Annotated in this window: 13 protein-coding genes; 4 read left to right on the top strand and 9 right to left on the bottom strand. The window is 68.2% G+C overall.

The features are described from left to right. Positions 1-45: 45 nt before the first annotated feature. From ACFVIV_RS18220 to ACFVIV_RS18200, 5 genes are all read right to left on the bottom strand, one after another. Positions 46-1,578: a serine/threonine-protein kinase gene (locus ACFVIV_RS18220; RefSeq protein WP_379197648.1), complete on the bottom strand. Its 1,533-nt coding sequence runs from the start codon at positions 1,576-1,578 to the stop codon at positions 46-48. A gap of 161 nt (positions 1,579-1,739) precedes the next feature. Beyond that, positions 1,740-2,285 (bottom strand): HAD domain-containing protein, encoded by a 546-nt coding sequence (locus tag ACFVIV_RS18215; RefSeq protein WP_379197646.1) that lies wholly within the window; start codon positions 2,283-2,285, stop codon positions 1,740-1,742. A gap of 7 nt (positions 2,286-2,292) precedes the next feature. Continuing rightward, positions 2,293-3,117, bottom strand: coding sequence for a carbohydrate ABC transporter permease (locus ACFVIV_RS18210; RefSeq protein WP_379197644.1), 825 nt, complete (start codon positions 3,115-3,117; stop codon positions 2,293-2,295). Continuing rightward, positions 3,114-4,025 (bottom strand): carbohydrate ABC transporter permease, encoded by a 912-nt coding sequence (locus tag ACFVIV_RS18205; protein ID WP_379197868.1) that lies wholly within the window; start codon positions 4,023-4,025, stop codon positions 3,114-3,116. The genes ACFVIV_RS18210 and ACFVIV_RS18205 overlap by 4 nt, the downstream gene beginning before the upstream one ends. Before the next feature lie 332 nt (positions 4,026-4,357). Beyond that, positions 4,358-5,674 (bottom strand): ABC transporter substrate-binding protein, encoded by a 1,317-nt coding sequence (locus tag ACFVIV_RS18200; RefSeq protein WP_379197642.1) that lies wholly within the window; start codon positions 5,672-5,674, stop codon positions 4,358-4,360. Between the two features lie 320 nt (positions 5,675-5,994). On the opposite strand from ACFVIV_RS18200, the gene ACFVIV_RS18195 reads away from it, so the two are divergent. The 4 genes from ACFVIV_RS18195 to ACFVIV_RS18180 all read left to right on the top strand — a co-directional run bounded on the left by ACFVIV_RS18195 (position 5,995) and on the right by ACFVIV_RS18180 (position 10,857). After that, positions 5,995-8,379, top strand: a complete 2,385-nt coding sequence (locus ACFVIV_RS18195; protein ID WP_379197640.1) for a carbon starvation CstA family protein — start codon at positions 5,995-5,997, stop codon at positions 8,377-8,379. Positions 8,380-8,393: 14 nt separating this feature from the next. Continuing rightward, on the top strand, positions 8,394-8,633 hold the full coding sequence (locus ACFVIV_RS18190; RefSeq protein WP_379197638.1) for a YbdD/YjiX family protein: 240 nt from the start codon (positions 8,394-8,396) through the stop codon (positions 8,631-8,633). An 80-nt stretch (positions 8,634-8,713) separates the two neighbouring features. After that, positions 8,714-10,276, top strand: a complete 1,563-nt coding sequence (locus tag ACFVIV_RS18185; RefSeq protein WP_379197636.1) for a DNA-3-methyladenine glycosylase 2 family protein — start codon at positions 8,714-8,716, stop codon at positions 10,274-10,276. Positions 10,277-10,350: 74 nt separating this feature from the next. Further along, positions 10,351-10,857 carry a methylated-DNA--[protein]-cysteine S-methyltransferase gene (locus tag ACFVIV_RS18180; protein ID WP_379197866.1) on the top strand — a complete coding sequence of 169 codons (507 nt, stop codon included), beginning with the start codon at positions 10,351-10,353 and terminating at the stop codon, positions 10,855-10,857. A 4-nt stretch (positions 10,858-10,861) separates the two neighbouring features. On the opposite strand, the gene ACFVIV_RS18175 is transcribed toward ACFVIV_RS18180, so the two are convergent. From ACFVIV_RS18175 to ACFVIV_RS18160, 4 genes are all read right to left on the bottom strand, one after another. Continuing rightward, a complete protein-coding gene (locus tag ACFVIV_RS18175) occupies positions 10,862-11,344 on the bottom strand; it encodes an ArsR/SmtB family transcription factor (RefSeq protein ID WP_379197634.1) in 483 nt (160 codons plus the stop codon). Beyond that, entirely contained in the window at positions 11,344-12,003 is a 660-nt protein-coding gene (locus ACFVIV_RS18170; RefSeq protein ID WP_379197632.1) for an SRPBCC family protein, read from the bottom strand. The genes ACFVIV_RS18175 and ACFVIV_RS18170 overlap by 1 nt, the downstream gene beginning before the upstream one ends. A gap of 86 nt (positions 12,004-12,089) precedes the next feature. Continuing rightward, the gene (locus tag ACFVIV_RS18165; RefSeq protein ID WP_379197630.1) at positions 12,090-12,563 is read right to left on the bottom strand and encodes a hypothetical protein; all 474 of its coding nucleotides are present in this window, start codon (positions 12,561-12,563) and stop codon (positions 12,090-12,092) included. Beyond that, positions 12,538-12,849 (bottom strand): hypothetical protein, encoded by a 312-nt coding sequence (locus ACFVIV_RS18160; RefSeq protein ID WP_379197628.1) that lies wholly within the window; start codon positions 12,847-12,849, stop codon positions 12,538-12,540. The genes ACFVIV_RS18165 and ACFVIV_RS18160 overlap by 26 nt, the downstream gene beginning before the upstream one ends. Positions 12,850-13,015: the final 166 nt, after the last annotated feature.

Here is a 13,015-nt window from a genome sequence, read left to right as displayed (position 1 = left end):
TACGCGGGCCGCGGCGCCGCCCACCCCGCGGCTCGGTCAACGCTGTCACTCCAGCCTGGTGTTGCGCCACCACTCCATGATGTCCTGCGGCGTGCTGGAGGACTTGGGACGCGAATACATGAGGTAGGGCGCCCGATCGTCGGTGTCCAGGAAGACCGTCACGATCGCCTCGCCCCAGTACGACTTGACCCGATAGTTGGTGTAGGTCCGGCCGTTATTGCTCGCCTCGAACTTCTTGCTCGAATCCAGCAGCGCCACAACGGCCGATACATCGGAGGCGGACTTGTAGGCGTAGAAGCGGAACGTCGGGTCCTTGTAATCGCCGCCGCTCTCGCATTCCCACTGCGCGGTCCAGCGACCGAAATCCAGGCCGTCGTCGGCGGTATCGGAGGGCCGGTCGGCCGGATCGTAACTCTTGCAGGACGCCGCCCGGAAGCCCTCCTTGCGATCGGTGTCGACCGGGACCATGCGCGGGAACGCCTCCCAGATCGATTCATGGGTGCCCGCGGACGTCTGCGTGGGTTCCGGACGGTTCAGATACAGCGCCGCGCCGACGGCGACCACCACGACCAGCGCGGCGGCGCCGAGACCGGCGAACAGCTTGGTCCTGGACCGCTTCGGCGTGGCCGCGACGACGGTTGGCGCCGCCGCCGGGTGCGCGACGGCGGTCATCTGCATGGTCGGCGCCACCAGCGGTGTGCTGCCCCCGTTCAGCGGTACCGTCGCCGCGGTCTCCGGCCGGCTCGGATCGGACAGCGCCCGCCGCGCCGCGGCCGCGAACTCCGCACACGTGCCGAACCGGTCCTGCGGCCGCTTGGCCATGGCCCGCGCCAGCACCCGATCCAGGGCGGGCGGCAGATCGGGCCGCACGGCGCTCAGCGAGGGCGGGCTGTCGTAGAGATGCCGCTGCATGACCACGCCCGGATGCTCGGATTCGAACGGCCCGGCGCCGGTGAGCAGCCGGAACAGCGAGCACGCCAGCGAATACTGATCGGCGCGCGGATCGAGCTGCTCACCGGAGAGCTGTTCGGGCGAGGCGTATGCCAGTGTGGCGGTGAAGGTTCCGGTGCGCGTCAGGTGCCCGGCGTCATCGCGCAGCCGGGCAATGCCGAAGTCGGTGAGCAGCACCCGTTCCGGCCGCCCATTGGCCGATGCCTCCAGCATGATGTTGGCCGGCTTGATATCGCGGTGCATGACGCCCTTGGCGTGCGCGTAATCCAGCGCCTCGGCCACCTCGCCGATGATCCGCACCGCCCGCTCGGCCGACATGTCGGTACTCGGCACGGCGGCGGCATCGTGGCCTTCCACGTACTGCATGGAGATCCACAGCTGCTCGCCCACCGCGCCGCGATCGTAGATCGACACGATATTCGGATGATCCAGCCGCGCGATGAGTTCGGCCTCCCGATCGAACCGGGCGCGGCTCTCGTGATCGGAGAACAGCTCCCGGTTCAGCACCTTGAGCGCCGTCAGCCGCGGCAGCCGCGGATGGCGCGCGAGGAAAACCGACCCCATCCCACCGCGACCCAACTCTCGTTCGATCACATAGTCGGCAAAGGTCTCCCCGCTACGCAGCACTGTCCTACTCCCGCATCAACACCGATTGCTTCCTGGGCCGGCACGGATACATCGCGACCCGCCCCGGACAACATAACCGGTTCCAGCGGGTCGCGATCGATCGTGCGGCGGCTAGCGGGTGACGCCGGCGGCGAGAGATCCCAGGCGGCACACGGCCGGATTCAGTCCGGATGGACGCGCTGGAGGAAATCTCGGGCCAAGTCGAGGTGTTCGGGCTGGATGCCGGTGGAGGGGTCGACGGGGATTATTCGGGTGGGGGCGCCGGCGGCGGTGCGGTCGAGGGCCCAGGCCTCGTCGGCGGGCTGGAATTCGTCGTCGAACCAGCAGAACGGGCGCCGGCCGGCCCACTCGACGATGGTAGGGAGTTTGCCGTGGTGGCCGTCCTGGTGACGGAAAACGGTGTGGCCGAAGGTGATCACTTCCAGTTCGGGCCAGCCGTAGATGGGGCAGAGCAGGCGGTTGGCCTGCTCCTCCCAGAGGGTTGCCCACACCAGGTCGGCGTCGCCGTCCTCGGCCAGTTCACGCAGCCAACGGCCGTGGTCGGGGTGCAGCCAGACCGTCAAGGCCTTCGTCTTGGGACCCGGACCGAACTTGGCGCGCAATCGATGCCGCCGATATGCGGGCGGGCGCGGCCGCTCGCCTTCTCTGTACGGATTCAGCGTTCCGTCCACGTCCAGCAGAATCGCCGCTCGCCCTGCGGTACCCATGGACCCACTATCGGCCTCCCAGACCGGACATGGCGATACCGCGGACGAACGCGCGCTGGGCGATGGCGTAGATGAGCAGCAGGGGCAGCAGGATGAGGGTGGCCGCCGCCATGAGAATGGGCCAGTTGGTGGTGTATTGGCCTTGTAGCCGGACCAATCCGAGGGTGACGGTGGCGTATTCGTTGCGCTGGATCATGATCAGCGGCCAGAGGAAGTCGTTCCAGACGGTGATCCAGGTGAGCACGGCCAGCACCATGACGGCGGGGCGGGTGTGCGGGAGCAGGACGCGCCAGTAGATCTGCCACGGGGTGCAGCCGTCGAGGGTGGCGGCCTCCTCCAGTTCGACCGGCAGAGTACGGAAGAACTGGCGCATGAGGTAGGTGCCGAAGGCGCTGCCGAACAGGCCGGGCACGATCATGGCCCAGGGGGTGTCCATCCAGCCGAGGGCGCGCATGAGCAGGAATTGCGGGATGACGGTGACGGTGAGCGGGACCATGAGGGTGGCCAGGTATCCGAGGAAGAGGGCGTCGCGGCCGGGAAAACGCAGGCGGGCGAAGGCGTATCCGGCCAGCGAGCAGAAGAAGACCTGACCGGCGGTGACGCAGGCGGCGTAGACGGTGGTGTTGAGCAGCATGCGGCCGATGGGCATGAGCTCGAAGACCTCGCCGTAGTTCGACCACCGCGGCGGAATCGGGATGTGTGCGGGATCGGTCAGGGCGCCTTCGGATTTCAGCGATCCCGACAGCGACCACAGCAGCGGCGCGAGCGCGCACCAGGCGACGATGATCAGCGCGGCGTAGATCAGCAGCCCCCGCAGCAGACGGCGATTCACAGCTCCGCCTCGGCCCGGCGCGAAAACCGCAGCTGAATCAGCGTGAGCAGCAACAGGATCGCGAAGATCACCCACGCGAGCGCGGAGGCGTATCCGACCTCGTAGAAGCGGAAAGCGTTCTGGAACAGCATGATCCCCAGCACGTACGTCCCCGTCTCCGGCCCGCCGTTGGCGCCGGTCAGCGCGAACGCCTGATCGAAGGCCTGCACCGTGTTGATGATCGTGATGACGAAGACGAACGACAGCGCCCCCCGGATCATCGGCACGGTGATCGACCAGAACCGCCGCAACGCCCCCGCCCCGTCGATCTCGGCCGCCTCGTAGAGGTTCTCCGGCACCCCCTGCATGGCCGCCAGCAGGATCACCGTGGCGAAGGGCACGCTCTTCCACACCGTCACGATGCTCAGCGACACCAGCGCCCAATCCGGATCGGTCAACCACGGCACCGGCCCGAGCCCCACCCACCCGAGCACCAGATTCGCCAGCCCGTCGTCACTGGCGAAAATGAACCGGAACACCACCGCCATCGCCACCGTCGACGCCACCAACGGCAGGAACACGATCGTGCGAAACACCCCGATCCCGGCCAGCTTCCGATTCAACAGGCCCGCCACGGCCAGACTGATCACCACCGTCGGCACCAGCGTGAGCACGGTGAACACCGCCGTATTCCGCAACGCGATATAGAACAGCGGATCATCGGCCACCAACCGCCGATAGTTCTCGATTCCAACAAACCGCGGCGCACTGAACAGATCCCACGAGTGAAAGCTGAGATACAGCGAAAACCCCAGCGGAAAAAGCAGGAACACCACCACGGCAAGCAGATTCGGGGCCACGAACCCCACCCCGGCCCGCGCCCTGCGACGCCGGAGGGTACATCCTTTCGCAGCACCCCCGCCCGTCAACCCCGTTGCAGCACCCCCGCACGTCAATCTCTTCGCCGCCCAGCCCGTCAACCCCGTTGCAGCACCCCCGCCCCTCGCCCCCTTCGCAGCAGCCCCGCCCCCGGCCTCCTCCGCAGCAGCCCCGCCCCCGGCCTCCTCCGCAGCAGCCCCACCCGCAGCCCCGTTCGCAGCAGCCCCACCCGCGGCCCCGTTCGCAGCAGCCCCACCCGTCATCCCGGCATGCTTTTGGCCGGGATCCACACCGGCTTGCTGGATTCCGGCCAAGAGCACGCCGGAATGACGAGGGCCGCTCCCCTCGACCTCAGTGGCCTCCGGCCCGCAGCGATCTCCCGTCATACCGCGCCCCGCAAGAGTTCGTCGATATCCGACGATGTCCGGCCCGCCAGCGAATCGGCCGTCGCCGCACCGCGCAGCACGCGATTGCAGCCGCGCTCCAGCAGCGATTCGACCTTGCCCCACAGCGGGGTGACGGCCATCCGGCGCGAGTGCGCGGGACCTTCGGTGAAGACGTCGAGGTTGCGGATGCCCCGGTGCGCTTTCGCGAATCCCGGTGAGTGCATGGCGGATTCGAGGACCGGGACGAACAGGCCCGATTCGGCGATGATCGCCTGCCCTTCCGGTCCGGTCGCGAATTTCACGAATTCCCAGGCCTGTTCGCGGCGCGGGCTGGCGGCGGCAATGGCCAGGCCGGTGCTGCCCACGTCGGTGATGGCGCCGGGTCCGCCGTGCGGCCCGACCGGCAGGACGGTGACGTCGAAGTCCAGGTCGTCGTGGCCGGTGAATTCCGAGTACAGCCAGTGCCCGCCCATGAGCATGGCGGCGCGGCCGCTGCGGAACAGGTCCTGTGCCGAAACCGATTGCCGGTCACCGACACTGGGCGCGACGCGATGGCGGACGGCGAGGTCGGCGTAGAACTGGAGCCCGTCCGCGAAGCGCGGGTCGCCGATATTGGTGCGGGCGGGCCGCACCGGCGGGCTGAACCATTCCGCGCCATTGTTCATGCCGAAGCAGGCGGCCGAGAAGTACGGCACCCAGGCATCCACGAAACCGTATTGCCGGGTCCGCCCCGCGCCGTCGCGGCGGGTGAGCGCCTGCGCGGCGGTGAGGAATTCGGCGAAGGTCCAGGCTTCCGACCAGCGGGCCGGCGGCCGGATTCCGGCTTCCTCGAACAGTGCCCGGTTGTAGTAGAGGAACACCCCCGACCACTGTTCCGGCAGCACGTACTGTCCACCTCGCCATACAAATGTGTCCCGCAGCGTCGGGTACCCGTCGGCGCGCAGCTCGGCCGCATACCCCGGGTCCCGATCCAGGAATTCGTTCAGGTCCGCGTACACCCCGCGCTCGGCGAGCCCGGCGTACAGCAATTCCCACGCCATCAGCACGTCCGGGCATTTCCCGCCCGCGCAGTAGGTGAGCATTTGCTGCAGGGGATCCGGCCCGGAGAGAATTGTGCGGATCCTGATATCCGGTCGCCGCCGGTGGAATTCGTCGATGATCAGCTGCCGCGCCTTGGCCTCCTCCGGCCGCGCCTGGAAGAAGAAGGTGACCGCGTCGTCATCGGCTCCGGTGCAGCCCGCGGCGGCGGCGAGCGGCAGCACCGCGGCCGCGCGCAGCGCCGTGCGCCGGTCGAAGTTCGCCCTAGCGGCCACGCGGCGGGCGGTTCATAGCGGTCTCCTCTGAGTTTCAGCATGTGGACTGCACGACTCGATATGCGGGACCCCTGTGACGCAGGTCTCGAACCAGCATGGCAGCATACGCATGGCTACCAGCGACAAGCGGAAAACACGCGGACTCGCCAGCACATGGCCGGAACGCACCACCCCCGCTGCCCGGTCGTGAGAACGCCGGGTCACCCATACCCAGCGGTACGGAACCTTGGATTCGACTGCGCCAAAGCCGGCTCGAGCCCGATTCGGTTCCGCTACGTTCAATCCAGTCAGAACCGCTGTACCGCAGGGAGAGTTGTCGCATGGCGACCATCGAGTATCTCCGGACGGACCCGAACCTACCTCCGGTGGGCGTCGTGGACCGGACGCCCATGACGCCCGCGAAGAAGGGCATCTTCCTCGTCATCGCCATTGTCGGCGCGATCGCGTGGTCCATCCTCGCCTTCGTCCGCGGCGAGGAAGTCAACGCGGTGTGGATCGTGGTCGCGGCCGTCGCCACCTATGTGCTGGCGTATCAGTTCTACGCGCGGCTCATTCAATGGAAGATCACCAAGCCGCGCGACGACGTCGCCACTCCGGCCGAGGCCATGGAGAACGGCAAGGACTACATGCCGATGGACCGGCGGGTCCTGTTCGGCCACCACTTCGCCGCCATTGCCGGCGCGGGCCCGCTGGTCGGCCCCGTGCTGGCCGCGCAGATGGGCTATCTGCCGGGCACCATCTGGATCATCCTCGGCGTGGTGTTCGCCGGCGCGGTGCAGGACTACCTGGTGCTGTGGGCCTCGTCCAAGCGCCGCGGCCGCTCGCTCGGCCAGATGGCGCGGGACGAACTGGGCGTGGTCGGCGGTATCGCCGCCATCGTCGCGGTCCTCGTCATCATGATGATCCTGCTGGCCGTGCTCGGCATCGTCGTCGTGAACGCCCTGGCGGCCACCAAGAACCCCACCACCGGCCTGCTCGAAGGCGGCAGCCCGTGGGGCGTGTTCTCCATTGCCATGACGATTCCGATCGCCCTGTTCATGGGCGTCTACCTGCGCTATATCCGGCCGGGCAAGGTCGGCGAGGTGTCGATCATCGGTTTCGCGCTGCTGCTGCTGGCCATCGTCTCCGGTAACTGGGTCGCCGAATCCGGTTGGGGCCAGGACTGGTTCACGCTGTCGGGCACCACCATCGCGTGGTTGCTCATCGCCTACGGCTTCATCGCTTCGGTGCTGCCGGTGTGGCTGCTGCTCGCCCCGCGCGACTACCTGTCGACCTTCATGAAGATCGGCACCATCGTGCTGCTGGCGGTGGGCATTCTCATCACCATGCCGGTGCTGCAGGCCCCCGCGGTGTCGCAGTTCGCGTCCAACAGCAATGGCCCGGCGTTCGCGGGCAGCCTGTTCCCGTTCCTGTTCATCACCATCGCGTGCGGCGCGCTGTCGGGCTTCCACTCGCTGGTGTCCTCGGGCACCACGCCGAAGCTGCTGGAGAAGCAGTCGCAGGCGCGCATGATCGGCTACGGCGGCATGCTCATGGAGTCGTTCGTGGCGGTCATGGCCATGGTCACCGCGAGCATCATCGACCAGCACCTGTACTTCTCCATGAACGCCAGCGGCGCGCTCACCGGCAATACCGTGGACGGCGCGGTCACCTATGTGAACAGCCTGGGCCTGCACGGTGATCCGATCACCGCGGCCGAGCTGAACGAGAAGGCCGCCGAGATCGGCGAGAAGAAGATCGTCTCCCTCACCGGCGGCGCGCCCACGCTCGCGGTCGGCATGTCGCAGGTGCTGAGCGAATTCCTCGGCGGCGCCAGCATGAAGGCGTTCTGGTACCACTTCGCGATCATGTTCGAGGCGCTGTTCATCCTCACCACCATCGACGCGGGCACCCGTGTCGCGCGCTTCATGGTGTCGGATTCGCTGGGCAACCTGGGCGGCCCGTTCGCCAAGTTCAAGGACGCCTCGTGGCGGCCCGGCGCCTGGCTGTGCTCGGGCATCGTGGTGGCGGCCTGGGGTTCGGTGCTGCTGATGGGCGTCACCGATCCGCTGGGCGGCATCTACACGCTGTATCCGCTGTTCGGCATCTCCAACCAGCTGCTGGCCGCGGTCGCGCTGACCGTGGTGCTGGTGATCGTGGTGAAGAAGGGCCTGTACAAGTGGGCCTGGATTCCGGCGCTGCCGCTGTTCTGGGATCTCACGGTGACCATGACGGCGTCCTGGCAGAAGATCTTCTCCGGCGACGTGAAGATCGGCTACTGGACCTCGCACTTCAAGAACAAGGACAAGCTGGCCGCCTACGAGGCCGCCCGCGACGCCGGGCAGCTGCCCAACGGTGTGAAGGATCCGGCCGCGCTGGACAAGGCCATCGGCGATCTGGAGAAGATCGTCCGCAACACCTTCATCCAGGGCACGCTGTCGATCATCTTCGCGGTGCTGGTGCTGGTGGTGGCCATTGTCGGCGTGGTGGTGTGCGTGAACGCCTTCCGCCGGGGCGGCAGTGCGACCACCGAATCGCCGGAGGAGCCGTCGAAGATCTTCGGCCCCAGTTCCTTCCTCGCCACCAAGGCGGAGAAGGACGTCCAGAAGGAATGGGACGAGCTCATCGCCTCGGGCAAGGTGCGCGCGCCCGGCGCCGCCGGACACGGCGGCGGGCACGGCGGCGGCAGTGAGCCGGATGCCGATGTCGTCCTGACGAAGAAGTAGTTCAATAGTCAGTGATGACCGAACAGACCGCCCCGCCGACCGCCACACCCCTGCGGTCGGCGGGGCGCGCCATCATCCGGGCCGTGCGCGCCCTCGTCTGGTGGTTCAACTCGATCCTGGGCGGCAATGACTACCGGCGCTACGTGCAGCATCAGCGGCTGCATCATCCGGAGCGGGAGCTGCCGAGCGAGGGCGAATACTGGCGGCAGCGTCACGACGCCGCCGACCGCAATCCGACGAATCGGTGCTGTTGAGCGCGGTTGTCTGTTTTCCGCTGGTTGTGATGGCGGATTTCCGCTAGCACCGAAGGCCGCCGACTGCGATGGTGGTCTATGTGAGTGCGAACGATCTGGATTTCGAGAGTTGCTACCGCGCCGTGGCGACCCGGGATGCCCGGTTCGACGGGCAATTCTTCACCGCGGTGCGCACAACCGGAATCTATTGCCGCCCTTCGTGTCCGGCTATTACGCCGAAACGCGTCAATGTCACCTTCCTGCCTACTGCCGCGGCGGCCCAGCAATCGGGCTTCCGCGCCTGCCGGCGCTGCCTGCCCGATGCCGCGCCCGGCTCCCCCCTCTGGAACACCCGCGCCGACCTGGCCGCCCGGGCCATGCGCCTGATCGCCGACGGCGTCATCGAACGCGGCGGCGTGCCCGCCCTGGCCGATACCCTCGGCTACTCCCAACGACAACTGACCCGCGTACTGACCAGCGAACTGGGGGCCGGGCCGCTGGCCCTGGCCCGCGCCCACCGCGCCCATACCGCGCGGCTGCTCATCCAGACCACCCGGCTGCCCATGTCGGATATCGCGTTCGCCGCCGGCTTCGCCAGCATCCGGCAGTTCAATGACACGGTGCGCGAGGTCTTCGCGGTCAGCCCGACAACGCTGCGCGAGGAATCGCGGCGCCGCAACGGCGATACGCTGCCTTCCACCAATGGTCTTCTCACACTGCGGCTTCCGTACCGCGAGCCGCTGGACAAGTCCTGGCTGGAATGGTTCCTCGCCTCGCATACCGCGCCCGGGCTGGAGCTGTGGGAGGACGGGGTGTTCACCCGCAGCCTGCGAACCCCGCACGGCCACACCACGATTCGACTATCGATTCAGCCGGGCCATGTGCGCGCCACGCTGTCGCTGCACGATATGCGGGATCTCGCGCCGACTGTCGCGCGGCTGCGGCATTTCCTGGACCTGGATGCCGATCCCATCGGCATCGACGAGGCGCTGGCGGCCGGAATGGCCGGTGCGGCGCTGAACCCGTCCGGCAACGGCTCCGGTCCCGCCCGCGACGGCGCGGCGCTGGGACCTGCGGGTCCCGGCACCATCCTGCCTTCCGGCATCCGGGTGCCCGGCTGCCTGGACGGCCCGGAACTGTTGCTGCGCACCATGATCGGTCAGCAGATCTCGATCGCGGCCGCCAATACGCACACCTCCCGGCTGGTGCAGGCGCTCGGCGAGGCCATTCCGGGCCCGGTCCCGCACCTGTTCCCCACTCCCGAAGCCATTGCCGAACGCGGCGCCGAGGTGCTCAGCGGGCCCATCCGCCGCACCGAGGCCATTGTCGCCGCGGCGCGCGCCATCGCCACCGGCGATCTCGTCCTGCACGCCGGGCGCACCGCCGCCGACCTGCGCCGTGATCTGCTGGCGCTGGACGGGGTCGGCCCGTGGACCGCCGACTACGTGACCATGCGCCTGCTGGCCGATCCCGACACCCTGCTGCACACCGATCTGGTGGTCCGCCGCGGCGCGGCCCTGATCGGCATCGACCTGACCGAGACCGCCCGCTTCGCCCCCTGGCGGTCCTATCTGACCATGCACCTGTGGAAGCACGCCCTGGCCAATCCGGGCCCGGCCGGCAATGGCGTCACCACCGCCCGCAAAGCGAGGACACCGCTGTGATCACCACCGCGCCAACCGAACTCATCACCGCAGGCAGCGCCGCCTCCCGCATCGCGACAACACGAAAGGCGACCATGACCGCCGATTACGCCACCCTGTCCACCCCCGCCGGCCCGTTCACCGCCCTGGTCGACCGCGACGGCGCGGTCCTGGCCTCCGGCTGGACCGCCGACGCCGAGAACCTGCGCGGCCTGATCCATCCCACCCTGCGTCCTGCCGAACTGCGCCAACGGGATTCGCTGGGCGTGGTGTCCAAGGCCATCGAGGACTACCACGCCGGTGACATCCTGGCCATCGATTCGATTGCGGTACGCCAGGTTTCCGGACCCTTCCTGGTCCACGCCTGGGAAGTGCTGCGCAAGATCCCCGCAGGCGAACCGGTCACCTACACCGATTTCGCCATCGTCTCCGGCCGGCCCGCCGCCACCCGCGCCGCGGCCAATGCCTGCGCCCGCAATGCGGCGGCTCTGTTCGTCCCCTGCCACCGCGTCATCCGCACCGACGGATCCCTCGGCGGCTTCCGCTGGGGCCTCCCGATCAAGCGCTGGCTGCTTGACCACGAGGACACCACCGGCAACTAGGCGTTCACGCGGGCCGGACATCCTTGCCCGGTTCGTCGGCCACCGGACCGGGCTCGGCTGTCCGCCGACCCGGTTCGGCCGCACGAGGATCGGGCTCGATCGCACGCCGGTCCGCCTCGGCCGCATCCGATTCGGCCGCACGCCGTGCGCGCTTGCCGCGGGCGACCTCGGTGGCGAGTGCGTCCAGCGGCTGCGCGAAGCGGTGCAGCGGGTCGGTCAGATGTGCCAGCCACGCCTGCGCCGCCGCCAGGCTCGCGGCGTCGAGCGCATAGAACCGGCGCGTCCCCTCCGCGCGTACGCTCACCAGCCCGGCGTCCCGCATCACCTTCAAATGCTGGGAAACGCCGGGCTGGGAAATCCGCGTATGCCCCTGCACCGCAGCGACAATCGCACTGGCCGGCTGTTCCTCGCCGACCAGCAGTTCGAGCACGTACCGGCGAACGGGATCGCCCAACGCCTCGAAGATCTTCTCCGGACCGGACCCCATCAGCAGGCCGAACCGTCCTCGGGCTCCACGGTGTAGAACCGCACCGTCCGCTCCGCGGCCGCCCGCGCCGCCTCCGGCTCGTCCCCATCCCGAATGGCCGCCTCCGCCCACCCCAGCGCGGCCAGCCGCACGAACTCCTTCCCCGCCGGCGTCAGCGGAAACGCCATCCCCTCCGCCGGATCCACCGCCGCCCCGGTCTCGATATGTACGCCGAGCCCCACCGCCAGCGCCAGATCCCACCCCACCCCGACTGCCCCCGGCCCGAACTGCTCCGCGAACGCCGGATCCACATGCGCCTCGTGCACCAACTCCAGCTGCGTCCCCTCCCCCTCCGCCCTGAGTGTCACCGACACCCACGAAATCTGTTCCCCCATCTCCCATGTGAGCGCGAACCGCTCCGGCGCCTCACACTCCTCCACCACCCCGCCCGCATTCCCCTCCAGCTGATACCGCCCACCCACCTTCAACTCCCCGCTCACCGGCAGAAACCACCGCGGAATCCGCTCCGCATCCGTCAACGCATCCCACAGATCCGCCTGATCCGTCGCATAACTCCGCCGGGCCACCGCAATCCGCGTAGCCACCCCATCCCGAACCCCGGTCCGCACCTCCCGAACCACCAGCCCGGCAACCTCAGCAGGCTCGATAACGATCGCCATCCCATCCTCCTTAAATAAGTTTTTACTTATATTGAAACACGCCTGCACCGCACCGGCAACGACCGGCGGCAAATGGCCAGGTCGGATCAGGGTTGGCGGCGGAGAGCGAGGGGGCCGGTGGGGAGGTGGATGGTGAGGTCGCCCAGAGAGGCGGTGGCGGTGATTTCGCGGAGCGGGGTGGTGTCGGTGAGCAGCCGGATCGCTCGGACGAGAGGGGCGGGAGCGGTCGCCAGGCTGTCCAGGGTTTCTTGGAGGATGGTGATTGCGCCGGTGTAGGTGCGCGGGGCTGTGAGGCCGTCGGGGGTGCGGAAGGAGCGTAGGCCGTCGACCAGCTCCAGATTCAGGTCCAGGCAGGCGTTTTCGGCGCAGAGGCGGAGAGGGGCGGGGGAGGCGGCGTAGTCGAAGTCGCGGGTTTCGAGGGTCCAGCCGGAGGGGTCTGTGTATGCATAGTTGAGTCCTGTTGGGGCGGCCAGGGTTTCGGCGGTGTAGTCGCCGCCGGGGAGCCACGGGTCCAGGATGGTGATCCGATTGCCTTCACGCGCGGTGCCAGGTCGAATCACCGTCGGGTGCGGCGACATACAATTGCCCGCCGTCCGCGGCGAAGGACCACTGGTCATTGAAACCGGTGCGCTCGGACCGCAGATCGACCTGTTTCGGCAACCGCTGCTGCACTTCCGGCTCCGCCACAGCGAGCGACATCAGCCCCGCACCCGGATTCGGCGCCGAATACGTCGACAAAGGCGGCCCGACCGGTCCGGGCAGCGCCAACTGCTCACAACTGCCGAGCGGACCGTCGACATGCGCCTCATCGGCCCGGGCGGGACCCGCCCCGACACCGAGCACCATCGCTCCGACAGCAACCATCACCACAGCCCGCCCAGCACCCACCTTCACCTAGGGATCACGCGCAACGGATTCGACGCTATCGCCCCCGCGCCCGTGCGCTAGCCATTGCGAGGGCGCTCACATCGGTCGTGTCGAACACAGCGAACACGCGCCCGTGATCCTCCGC

Origin of the sequence: Nocardia sp. NPDC127526 (assembly GCF_042672265.1) — a bacterium.
GTDB lineage: Bacteria > Actinomycetota > Actinomycetes > Mycobacteriales > Mycobacteriaceae > Nocardia.
The sequence above is the reverse complement of the archived record's forward strand: the minus strand, read 5'-3'. Positions and strand labels throughout refer to the sequence as shown.

Bases quoted from the DNA above. Each gene is read 5' to 3' on its own strand.
- ACFVIV_RS18190 (WP_379197638.1), top strand. From the start codon at position 8,394: ATGACCGAACAGACCGCCCCGCCGACCGCCACACCCCTGCGGTCGGCG.
- ACFVIV_RS18170 (WP_379197632.1), bottom strand. From the start codon at position 12,003: ATGGCGATCGTTATCGAGCCTGCTGAGGTTGCCGGGCTGGTGGTTCGG.
- ACFVIV_RS18175 (WP_379197634.1), bottom strand. From the start codon at position 11,344: ATGGGGTCCGGTCCGGAGAAGATCTTCGAGGCGTTGGGCGATCCCGTT.
- ACFVIV_RS18195 (WP_379197640.1), top strand. From the start codon at position 5,995: ATGGCGACCATCGAGTATCTCCGGACGGACCCGAACCTACCTCCGGTG.
- ACFVIV_RS18160 (WP_379197628.1), bottom strand. From the start codon at position 12,849: ATGGTGCTCGGTGTCGGGGCGGGTCCCGCCCGGGCCGATGAGGCGCAT.
- ACFVIV_RS18180 (WP_379197866.1), top strand. From the start codon at position 10,351: ATGACCGCCGATTACGCCACCCTGTCCACCCCCGCCGGCCCGTTCACC.
- ACFVIV_RS18215 (WP_379197646.1), bottom strand. From the start codon at position 2,285: ATGGGTACCGCAGGGCGAGCGGCGATTCTGCTGGACGTGGACGGAACG.